Source organism: Actinospica durhamensis (assembly GCF_018139695.1).
GTDB classification, from domain to species: Bacteria; Actinomycetota; Actinomycetes; order Streptomycetales; family Catenulisporaceae; genus Actinospica; species Actinospica durhamensis.
Map to the genome: position 1 here is coordinate 1 of NZ_JAGSOG010000278.1, position 10,929 is coordinate 10,929.

Sequence of the window (10,929 nt, forward strand, 5' to 3'; positions counted from 1 at the left end):
GCGGTGAGGTGGAAGCCGGGGTATCCGGCCAGGGCGAGCTGCACGGCCGCGTCGCTCACGGCGCGCCCGACGGTGCGCGCGTCGGCGTCCCGGACCACGAGCCGCAGCGACGCGCTCGCCTCCTCCTGCACCGCCGCGTCCGCGTGATCGGTGCGGGCGAGCGTCCAGCGCACCTCGGCCGGTCGGCGGCGGGCGAACGCGGCCTCCATCTGCTCGCGCACGAGCACGGCCTTCGCCTCGACGTCGAGGCCGGTCAGGACGAACACGACCTCGTTGCGGAAGCCGCCCTGCCGGTTCAGCCCGACCTTGAGGGTGGGCGGGGGCGGCTCCCCCAGCACCCCGTCGATCCGCACCCGATCAGGGCCCTGCTGACTCAGCCGGATCGTGTCGAGCCTGGCCGTGACGTCAGGGCCCGCATACCGGGCGCCCTCGGTCTCGTAGAGCAGCTGGGCGGTGACGGTCTCCACCGTGACGGCGCCGCCGGTGCCGGGGTGCTTGGTGATGACGCTGCTGCCGTCCTCGTACAGCTCGGCGACGGGGAAGCCGGGCCGACGCGCGTCGATCTCGGTGAAGAAGGAGAAGTTGCCGCCGGTGGCCTGCGCGCCGCACTCGAGCACGTGCCCTGCGACGGTGGCCTTGGCGAGCAGGTCGAGGTCGTCGCGGGTCCAGCCGAAGTGCGCCGCGGCCGGTCCGACCACCAGCGAGGCGTCCGTGACGCGGCCGGTGACCACGACGTTCGCGCCCGCGCGCAGGGCCTCGGCGATCCCGAAGGCGCCGAGGTAGGCGTGCGCGGCCAGCAGTCCGGCCGGGAGCCCGAGTTCCGCCGAGCGGCCGAGCAGGTCGTCACCCTCGACGTGGGCGACACGCACTTCGATGCCGAGTCGGGCGGCGAGCTTGCGCAGTTCGTCGGCGAGCGAGGCCGGGTTGAGCCCGCCCGCGTTGGTCACGATGCTCACGCCGCGTTCCACGGCCAGACCGAGGCAGTCCTCCATCTGGCGCAGGAAGGTCCGGGCGTAGCCGAACGCCGGGTCCTTGAGCCGGTTGACCGCGAGCAGCGCCATGGTCAACTCGGCCAGGTAGTCGCCGGTGAGCACGTCGAGCGGGCCGTCCTCGAGCATCTCGCGCAGCGCGGTGAACCGGTCCCCGTAGAAGCCCGAGGCGTTGCCGATCCGCAGCGCGGGACCGGCCGCGGCTCCGTCGATCATCAGGGTTCTCCCTCACTCGGCGGCGTGCGACCCACGCTGGCAGAGCGCTGAGAAAAAAGCAAGCACGCTTGCTTGTTTCCGTCGGGGAGATCGCCGGTCGAAAGTTTCATCCCTGTCGCCAAGCTCAAAGATCGAAGCGCTTCGAATACATTGCCGAAGGGTTTCTTCGAATCTACGGTGACGACGCGCGCTCACCATCGAAGCGCTTCGACGAAGAAGGGCGGAACAGATCGTCATGCGCATACCCATGGCCCGCGGCCTCATCGCCGCGGCCACAGCCCTCGCGGCGGCCGCGGCCCCGCTGATGGCCGGTGCCCTGCTCTCCCCGGCCTCCGCGGCGACGCCGGCCACCACCGCGTACTCGTGGAACAACGTGCCGATCGGCGGCGGCGGCTTCGTTCCGGACATCATCTTCAACGACGGTGCCGCGAACATCATCTACGCCCGCACCGACATCGGCGGGGTCTACCGGTGGAACCAGTCCACCAGCTCGTGGACCCCGCTGATGGACTGGGTGGGCGAGAGCAACTGGGACCAGATGGGTGCCGTGTCCGTGGCCGCCGACCCGATCAACACCAACAAGGTGTGGGCCGCGGTGGGCATGTACACCAACTCCTGGGACCCGGACGACGGCGCGATCCTGCGCTCGTCCAACCAGGGCACCACCTGGACCGCCACCTCGCTGCCGTTCAAGCTGGGCGGCAACATGCCCGGCCGCGGCATGGGCGAGCGCCTGGCCGTGGACCCGAACGACGACAACGTGCTCTACTTCGGCGCGCCGAGCGGCCAGGGACTGTGGAAGTCCACCGACTCCGGCGTGACCTGGTCGCAGGTCACCGCGTTCCCGAACGTCGGGGACTACGTCGAGGACGCCTCCGACACCACCGGCTACGAGTCGGACAACGAGGGCGTCACCTGGGTCGCCTTCGACAAGGCCTCGGGCGCCTCGGGCAGCGCCACCCCGACCATCTTCGTGGGCGTGGCCGACCTGCAGAACACGGTGTACGAGTCGACCAACGGCGGCACCTCCTGGACCCGGGTGGCCGGGCAGCCCACCGGCTTCCTCGCGCACAAGGGCGAGGTGGACCCGACCGGCTCCTACCTGTACATCACCACGTCCAACACCGGCGGCCCGTACGACGGCTCCTCCGGCGACGTGTGGAAGTACGCCCTGGCCACCGGCACCTGGACCCAGATCAGCCCGGTGCCGTCCTCGAACACCTCAGGGGACTACTTCGGCTACTCCGGCCTATCCATCGACCAAGAGCATCCGAACACGATCATGGTGACCGGATACAGCTCCTGGTGGCCGGACACGTTCATCTACCGGAGTACCGACGGCGGAGCGACCTGGAAGTCGGCGTGGAACTTCACGAGCTATCCGAACCGGGCCGACTCCTACACCATGAACATCTCGGGCACACCCTGGCTCACCTTCGGCGCCTCCACGGTGGAACCGGTGGAGGAACCGGGGCTCGGCTGGATGACCGAGGGCCTGGCGATCGACCCGTTCAACAGCAACCGGATGTTCTACGGCACCGGCGCGACGCTGTTCGGCACGACGAACCTGACGAACTGGGACGCCGGCTCCACCTTCAGCATCCAACCGTACGTCAGCGGCCTGGAGGAGACCGACGTCAATGATCTGATCAGCCCGCCGACCGGGGCGCCGCTGATCTCCGCCCTCGGCGACCTCGACGGCTTCGTGCACACCTCGCTCACCAGCGTGCCGTCGATGATGTACACCTCGCCGAACCTCTCCAGCGGCGACAGCCTGGACTACGCCGGACTGGACCCGGCCGACCTGGTGCGCACCGGTGACATCAACAAGACCTCGAATCCGACCGTGAACCGGGTCGCCTTCTCCACCAACGACGGCACCAACTGGTGGCAGGCCTCGACCGAGCCGGCCAACGTCACCGGCGGCGGCCGCGCGGCCATCGCGGCGGACGGCAGCTCGGTGGTGTGGAGCCCGGCCGGCACCGGGGTGTACTACTCCACCAACTACGGCAGCTCCTGGACCGCCTCCACCGGTATCCCGGCGGGCGCGGCCATCGCGGCGGACAAGGTCAACCCGAAGGTGTACTACGGCGAGTCGGCCGGGACGTTCTACGTCTCGACCAACGGCGGCGCCAGCTTCACCGCGACGGTGACCAACCTGCCCGCCACCGGCACCTTCTCCATCAAGGCGCTGCCGGGCGTGGCCGGGGACGTGTGGGTGACCGGGGGCTCGTCCACCGGCACCTCGGGCATCTGGCACTCGACCAACGAGGGCACCAGCTTCACCCAGCTCAGCAGCGTCTCCGCGGCGATCAACCTGGGCTTCGGCAAGTCGGCCACCTCGGGCGGCTACCTGGCGCTGTACTCGATCGCCACGGTCAACGGCGTCCAGGGCATCTTCCGCTCCGACGACGAGGGCGCCACCTGGACCCGGATCAACGACGACCAGCACCAGTGGGGCAACATCGGCGCGGCCATCACCGGTGACCTCAACGTCTACGGCCGGGTGTACGTGGGCACGAACGGACGCGGCATCATGATGGGCGTGCCCTCGGGCAGCTCGACCGGGACGGCGAGCGCGAGCGCGTCGGCCTCGGCCAGTGCGTCCGCGTCGGCCAGCGCGTCGGCGAGCGCCTCGGCGTCCAAGAGCGCCTCGCCCAGTGCCAGCCCGAGCGCCAGCGCCTCGGCGTCGGCGAGCGCGAGCCCCAGCCCGACGGTGACCGCCACCGGGTTCGGCTGCCACGTCACCTACACCACCAACAGCCAGTGGGGCGGCGGGTTCACCTCCACGGTGGTGATCAACAACACCGGCAGCACCACCATCGGCAGTTGGACGGTGGGCTTCACCTTCCCCGGCGACCAGAAGATCACCAGCGCGTGGAACGAGGGCTCGTACACGCAGAGCGGTGAGGCGGTGTCGGTGACGAACGCCGCTTACAACGGCAGCATCGCACCCGGAGGCAACACGAACTTCGGGATGCAGGGCACGTGGACGAACAGTGACTCCGCACCGACGTCCTTCACGGTCAACGGCGTCACCTGCACCTGACGCCCGAGCCTGGCAGTGATCCGGCAGTGATCCGGCAGTGATCCGGCAGTGACCGGATGAACGACGGCGGCCGTCCGCATCCCGCGGGCGGCCGCCGTGTGTCGTGTTCCGTATCGGTCTTGGCGGCGGCTAGTTCCAGTGCTGGGTGGCCGTGCCGTCGCAGGTCTCGAGCACGACCTGGGTGCCGACCGTGGTGCCGTCGTTGACCGGGCTGACGCACAGGTTCGAGGCCTGGCCCACGACCGTGCCGTCCGGCAGCAGCGTCCACTGCTGGTTGGTGCCGCCGTTGCAGCTGTACAGGTCCACCTCGGTGCCCGGCGTGGTGGTGGCGCCGTACGCGTCGAGGCAGCCGGCGTTGTTGTTCTCGGTCAGCTGGTTCGAGCCGCTGTAGGTCCACTCCTGGGTGGGCGCCTGGCCGCAGACTGCGAGCACGATGGTCGAAGCCAGGCCGAAGGCCGGGTCGCTGGTGGTGAGGCAGAGCCCTGAGGCCTGGTTCACCATCTCGCCGGAGGCGCCCTGGGTCAGCACGCCGGCCGCGGTGGCCGTGGGCGTCGCGGAGGCGGACGGCGAGGGCGAGGCGGTCGGGGTGGCCACCGGCACCACCACGGACTGCCCGTTCGGGCTCGGCGAGGACTCGGCGCTCTGCGCCGCGGCCGGAGTGGTCCCGACCCCGGCCTGCGCGCCGACCGGAGTGGAGCCGCCGCCGAGCGAGAGGACGCCGACGATCACCAGCGAGGCGACCACGACCGCGGCGCCGAGGCCGACCTCGGTCGGGTGCTCGCGCACGAACCGGGGCAGCCGCGAGTTCGGGTTGCCGACCGGGCCGCGGCCGCGCTCGTCCGGATCCGGGTAGTCCTCCTGGTCCTCGTATCCGGGCCCGGCCGCGGCCGGGTCGGCGTAACCGGGCAGCGGGGGCATGACCGAGGTGGCCTGGTAGCCGGCGGGCTGGGAGAAGCCCGCGGACGCGGGCGCGCCCCAGTTCTGCGCGAGCCGGCTGGCCGGCTGCTGTTGCTGCGGCGCGGCGGCCTGCGGCGTCGCAGGCTGCGGCGGGGCGGGCGGCGCTTGCGGACTCTGCGACGGCGCGCCGGGCCAGGACGAGGCGACCTGGGTCGGCTGCTGGTCGTAGCCCGCGCCCCCGGCACCCGGCCAGGACGAGGCGACCTGGGTCGGCTGCTGGTCGTAGCCCGCGCCGCCGGCACCGGGCCAGGACGAAGCGACCTGGGTGGGCCACTGGTCCTGCGGCTGGGGCTGCTGCGGCTGGCCCTGCTGCGGGTACGACTGCTCCTGCTGGTAGGGCTCCTGCGGGTACGGCTGCTGCGGGTACTGCTGCTCCTGCGGATACTGCTGCGGGTACGGCTGCTGCAGGCCCTGCGGCGGGTAGCCGTGGGCGAGCTGGGTGGGCTGCGCGTCCGCCGGGTACCCGGCGGTGGGCGCGGGCGCGTCCCAGCCCTGCTGCTGTGCGTACGGGTCAGGGGCGGGCGCCACCTGCTGCGCGTACGGGTCGGGGGTGGGCGCCACGTTCCACGCCTGCTGTGGGTACGGGTCGGCCGCGGGGGTGGCGCCCCAGGCGCCAGCCTCGCCATAAGACCCCTGCGGGGCCGGGGCGGCGCCGGATTCGTCCGCGGGCCGCCAGGGATCGCCAGTCACGTGCCGTTTCGCCCTTCGCCATGGTGCGCGCACCGAAGCTTGTCCGAGGCATTATAAGGAGTACACCCCCGTGCTCCACGACCCGAGCGTACGCCCCGGCGGCCCTGCGCGTCTCCGAGTGCGCCGTCCGCCCCGCCGGGGGCGGTCCCACCGGCGCGGCGCTGTGGCACAATGTGCCCGCTGATCATTCCGTAGAGCTGAGGTTCCGCGTGAATCCACGTCCCCCGTGGGCCCCGGACGAGATCGACGTCGAGCGGCCCTCCGCGGCCCGTATGTATGACTTCTTCCTCGGCGGTTCGAACAACTTCGCCGCGGACCGCCGCCTCGCCCAGGAGTATCTGCAGGTCCTGCCGGACTTGCCGGCGATCGCGCGGGCCCAGCGCGCGGTGCTGCACCGGGCGGTGCGGTTCCTGGCCGAGGCGGGCGTGGACCAGTTCCTGGACCTGGGCTCGGGGATGCCCACGGTCGGCAACGTGCACGAGATCGCCCAGCGGGCCAACCCCGAGGCGCGGGTGGTCTACGTGGACGTGGACCCGGTGGCCGCCGCGCACGGGCGGGCCCTGCTCGGGCGTACCCCGCACACCGGCGTGGTGCTGGCCGACCTGCGCGACTGCGCGTACGTGCTCGGCCACCCCGTCAGCAAGGAGCTGCTCGACCTCTCCCGCCCCGTCGCGGTGCTGATGATCGCGGTGCTGCACTTCCTCGCCGACCGGGACGAGCCCGCCGCGGTGGTCCGGCGGTACCGGGACGCGACCGCGCCGGGCTCCTACGTCGCGGTCACGCACGCGACCGACGAGTACGACCCGGTGATGGCCAAGCGGGCGGAAGAGGTCTACCGCAAGGCCAGCCACCACATGCACTACCGTTCCAAGCTCGAGATCACGGCGCTGCTCGACGGTTACGACCTGGTGGAGCCCGGCCTCGTGGACATGATCAGGTGGCGTCCAGAACCCGACCCGGGCCCCGACCCGCTCGGCGGCGACGTCACCCGCTACTCCGGATACGCCGCGGTCGGAAGGAAGACCACATGACCCTCGCCCTCATCCCACAGCCGCGGACGGTCCGGGAACTGCCCGGCGCGTTCCGGCTGACCCAGGACACCGCGATAGCCGCGCCCGGCGTGTCCGGCGAGGCGCTGCGGGTGGCCGAGTACCTCGCGGACTCGCTGCGCCGGCCCACCGGCCTGCCGCTGCCCGTCGGCGAGACCGGCGCCGTGCTGCTCGCCCTCGACCCGGCCGTGGCCGTGGCCGACGATGCCGCCGGTGACGAGGAGGCGGGCGCCCACGAGGCGTACGTGCTGAGCGTCACCGCCGAGGCCGTCACGCTGCGCGCGGGCACCGCAGAAGGCCTGTTCCGCGGTGTGCAGACGCTGCGTCAGCTGCTGCCGGCGGCTGTGGAGCGCAGCACCCCGGACGCGCAGGGCGACTGGACCGTCCCGTGCGTCGAGATCGCCGACCGGCCGCGGTTCGGCTACCGCTCGGCCATGCTGGACGTCACCCGGCACTTCTTCCCCGTCGCCGATGTCAAAAGGCTGATCGATGCGCTGGCCGCGTACAAGTTCAACGCGCTGCACCTGCATCTGAGCGACGATCAGGGCTGGCGGGTCGAGATCCCGAGCCGCCCCGAGCTGACCGCGCGGGCCTCCGGGTTCCAGGTGGGCGAGGGCCCCGGCGGCTTCTACACCGTCGCCGACTACACCGAGCTGACCGCGTACGCCGCCGACCGCTTCGTCACCGTGGTGCCCGAGGTGGACGTGCCCGGCCACACCAACGCCGCGCTGCTGGCCTACCCGGAGCTGGCGCTGGACGGCTTCGAGGCCACCGAGTACCGCGGCATCGAGGTCGGCTTCAGCACGCTGGACCCGGACAACGAGGAGACCTACGCGTTCCTCCAGGACGTCTTCGGCGACCTGGCCGCGATGACCCCCGGCCGGTACCTGCACCTCGGCGGCGACGAGGTGGACGTGCTGGACAAGGAGCAGTTCGAGCGGTTCCTGCGCCGCGCCGCGGCCATCGCGGCGGGCACCGGCAAGACGGTGATCGGCTGGGAGGAGATCGTGATGACCGGCGCGGACGAGATCGTGGCCCAGTACTGGGGCCGCAACCACGGCCACGACACGGTCGAGCACGGGGTGAGCGACGAGCAGTTCCGCGACGCCGTGGCCAAGGGCACCCGCGCGATCGTCTCCCCCGCCGCGCACTCCTACCTCGACATGCAGTACGCGCCGGACTCCCCGTTCGGTCTGCACTGGTCCGGCTACGTCGGGGTGGAGCAGGCCTACGCCTGGGACCCGATCGAGTACCTCGGCGGCATCGAGCCGGAGCGGGTGCTGGGCATCGAGGCGGCACTGTGGACCGAGACCGTCGCCACCATGGCCGAGGCCGAGTACCTGATCTTCCCGCGGCTGCCCGGGCACGCCGAGGTGGCCTGGAGCCCGGCCGGACGCGACTGGGCGGCCTACCGGACCCGCCTGGCCGCGCACGCCGAGCGCTGGGAGGCCCAGGGCCGCAGCTACTTCCGCGCGCCCGAGGTCTGGGGCTGACCGGTCCCGGGGGCACCACGATCCCCCGCGTTCTCCCTTCTGGTCCGGCTTCTCCCTCATACGGAGCAGGTCAGGTGCGCCACCTGCGTCGGGCGGGCAGGCAAGTTGCAGGTAGCCGCCGATCAGGCAGCCGCCTGCCGACGAACGGAGAGTGCCGTGGGCCTGAGGGACGTCTTGCGCGGAAAGCGGAAGCTCGCCGTGACCACACCGAGCAGCGAGCCGTGGCAGCCGCCGCGGCACCAGGGTGAGGACACCGTCGAGCTCTCCGCGCTGCTCGACGGTGCCCAGCCGGGCGCCCGCGCCGCCGACGCGGACGCGCCCGCGGACGGCGAGGCCGACGAGCTCGGGCCGAACCGGCCGACCGAGCACGCCTGACGCCGAAACCCGACGACGTGTTCCCCGTGCTGCCCTCGATCCCGGCCCTGCGTGGCCGGGCCGGGCCGTACGGTGCGGCCGGATGCTTCTTCCTGCTCGGCGGCGCGCTCAACGCCGCCGCGGCGATCATCTTCGTGGACTCGCTTCCGCCGCCGCCGGCCGGGCAAGGGCGCAGCTACACCTGGGCCGTGGCGTTCATCTGCGCGGGCGTGGGCGCGCTGGTGGGCCTCATCCTGCTGATCGCGCGCAACCGGCTGGCCGAACGGTACGCCGCCTACCTGCCGTTCCTGGCCGTCGTCCTGCTCGCGGTGCCCATGCTCTGGAGCCGCATCGTCACGCCGACCGGCGCGATCCTGATGCTCTGGCCGGTGCTCTACGCCAGCGCCCTGCTCACCGAGCCCATCACCTGGGCCACCACCTTCGCCGGCGTGATCGTGCTGTTCGCCGGAAGCTTCGTGGACCCGCACCTGGGCCTGTTCGCCTACAGCCCGATGATCGCGACCCTGGTGCTCACCGGGTACGTGATCATCACGCTCCAGCGCCGGGTGCACGTGCTCCTCGCCGAACTCGGCCGACAGGCGAGCACCGACCCGCTCACCAGCCTGCCCAATCGCCGCACCCTGATAGACACGCTGCGGCGCGAGGTGGCCGAACACCAGCGGCGCGGGGCCCTGCTGTGCGTGCTGATGATCGACGTGGACCGGTTCAAGCGCCTCAACGACTCGGCCGGCCACGACGCGGGCGACGAGGCCCTGCGCCTGCTGGCCCGCATCCTCCAGCGCCAGACCCGGGCGGGCGACCTGACCGCGCGCTTCGGCGGCGAGGAGTTCACCGCGATCCTGGTCGACTGCGCCATCGACGACGCGGCCCGCCGTGCCGACCAACTGCGCGCCCGGATCGAGTCGGACTCGCGGCAGTGGCCGCGCTCCCTGACCGTGAGCATCGGCGTGGCCGAACTCGGGCCCGGCACCCCCGACGAGATCTCCGCACTGATCACGAACGCCGACAACGCCCTCTACAAGGCCAAGCGCCACGGCCGCAACCGGGTCGAGGTGCACGTCCCCGGCGAGAGCCCGGGCCCGCGCGCCTGACGCCGCCTCAGAGCCCGTCCGCGCTCCCGCGGGCCGGCCGGCGGGTCGAGCGAGGGCGCGTCGAAGCCCCGTCGAGGCCGCGTCAGTTCGCGCTCAGGGTCGGGATCCCGCGGAACATCGCGTCCCTGATCCGGAACGAGGCGCGCCCGTCGCCGAACGGGGAGGGCAGCGCGGTCAGCCGGGCGTGCACGGACTCGATGTCGGTCAGCAGCGTGAACGCGGCCAGGCTGATCGCCGGCCCCGGCTCGACCAGCATGGCGAAGTCGGCCAGGGCCTCGGGCCGGTCGGTGTGCCGGCGCACCACCACCAGCGGCCGGCCGAGCACCGTGGTCTCCTCCTGGATGCCGCCGGAGTCCGACACGACCAGCGCGCACTCGGCCACCAGGGCGAGGAATTCGCGGTAGCCGAGCGGATCGCAGGCGACCAGGCCGTCGGCCAGCCGCCCGCCGGTGACCTGGGAGAGCGTGCGGCGGGTGCGCGGGTGGACCGGGAAGAGCACCGGCCGCCCGGCCGCGCCGATCGCCTCGAGTTCGGCCACGATCGCGCCGAGCACGCGCGGGTCGTCGGTGTTCTCCGGCCGGTGGAAGGTGGCCAGCACGAACCGGCCCGCCTCCACGCCCGCCTCGGCCAGCACCTTGGCGCGCGCCCCGGCCGAGGGCAGCGCCTGCCGCAGCGCCTCGACCACCGTGTTCCCGGTCAGCTCGATCCGGCCCGGGTCCACCCGCTCGGCCAGCAGGTTCTCCACGTTGCCGCGGGTGGGCGCGCACAGCAGGTCGGAGACGTGGTCGATCAGCACCCGGTTGTGCTCCTCCGCGGTGCGCCGGTCGTGGCTGCGCAGCCCCGCCTCCACGTGCACCAGCGGAATCTCGTACGCGTTGGCCGCCAGCGCCCCGGCGAGCGCCGAGTTGGTGTCCCCCTGCACCACCACCGCCGCCGGGCGCGCGGTGCCGAAAAGCGTGTCCAGGCTCTGCACCGCCGCGGCCACCTGCCCCGCCCGCGACCTGTCGCTTATACACATCT

8 protein-coding genes are annotated in these 10,929 nt (G+C 72.1%); 5 read left to right on the plus strand and 3 right to left on the minus strand.

Annotated features, from left to right (window positions below):
- A partial coding sequence (locus KDL01_RS33915) for an acyclic terpene utilization AtuA family protein (RefSeq protein ID WP_212532778.1) occupies positions 1–1,205 on the minus strand: 1,205 nt, incomplete at its 3' end.
- Between the two features lie 235 nt (positions 1,206–1,440).
- Between KDL01_RS33915 and KDL01_RS33920 the strand changes: the two genes are divergently transcribed.
- Positions 1,441–4,254, plus strand: a complete 2,814-nt coding sequence (locus KDL01_RS33920) for a cellulose-binding domain-containing protein (RefSeq protein WP_212532779.1) — start codon at positions 1,441–1,443, stop codon at positions 4,252–4,254.
- A gap of 129 nt (positions 4,255–4,383) precedes the next feature.
- On the opposite strand, the gene KDL01_RS45610 is transcribed toward KDL01_RS33920, so the two are convergent.
- The gene (locus tag KDL01_RS45610; RefSeq protein ID WP_212532780.1) at positions 4,384–5,901 is read right to left on the minus strand and encodes a ricin-type beta-trefoil lectin domain protein; all 1,518 of its coding nucleotides are present in this window, start codon (positions 5,899–5,901) and stop codon (positions 4,384–4,386) included.
- A 209-nt stretch (positions 5,902–6,110) separates the two neighbouring features.
- Between KDL01_RS45610 and KDL01_RS33930 the strand changes: the two genes are divergently transcribed.
- The 4 genes from KDL01_RS33930 to KDL01_RS45615 all read left to right on the plus strand — a co-directional run bounded on the left by KDL01_RS33930 (position 6,111) and on the right by KDL01_RS45615 (position 9,909).
- Positions 6,111–6,932, plus strand: a complete 822-nt coding sequence (locus tag KDL01_RS33930; RefSeq protein ID WP_307846736.1) for an SAM-dependent methyltransferase — start codon at positions 6,111–6,113, stop codon at positions 6,930–6,932.
- Complete coding sequence (locus KDL01_RS33935; RefSeq protein ID WP_212532782.1) at positions 6,929–8,443, plus strand: beta-N-acetylhexosaminidase; 1,515 nt, start codon at positions 6,929–6,931, stop codon at positions 8,441–8,443. The genes KDL01_RS33930 and KDL01_RS33935 overlap by 4 nt, the downstream gene beginning before the upstream one ends.
- A gap of 156 nt (positions 8,444–8,599) precedes the next feature.
- On the plus strand, positions 8,600–8,818 hold the full coding sequence (locus tag KDL01_RS33940) for a hypothetical protein (RefSeq protein ID WP_212532783.1): 219 nt from the start codon (positions 8,600–8,602) through the stop codon (positions 8,816–8,818).
- A 17-nt stretch (positions 8,819–8,835) separates the two neighbouring features.
- On the plus strand, positions 8,836–9,909 hold the full coding sequence (locus KDL01_RS45615) for a GGDEF domain-containing protein (protein WP_212532784.1): 1,074 nt from the start codon (positions 8,836–8,838) through the stop codon (positions 9,907–9,909).
- 82 nt (positions 9,910–9,991) lie between these two features.
- On the opposite strand, the gene wecB is transcribed toward KDL01_RS45615, so the two are convergent.
- Positions 9,992–10,929 (minus strand): non-hydrolyzing UDP-N-acetylglucosamine 2-epimerase (wecB, locus tag KDL01_RS33950; protein ID WP_212532785.1); only part of this gene is annotated, 938 nt, incomplete at its 5' end.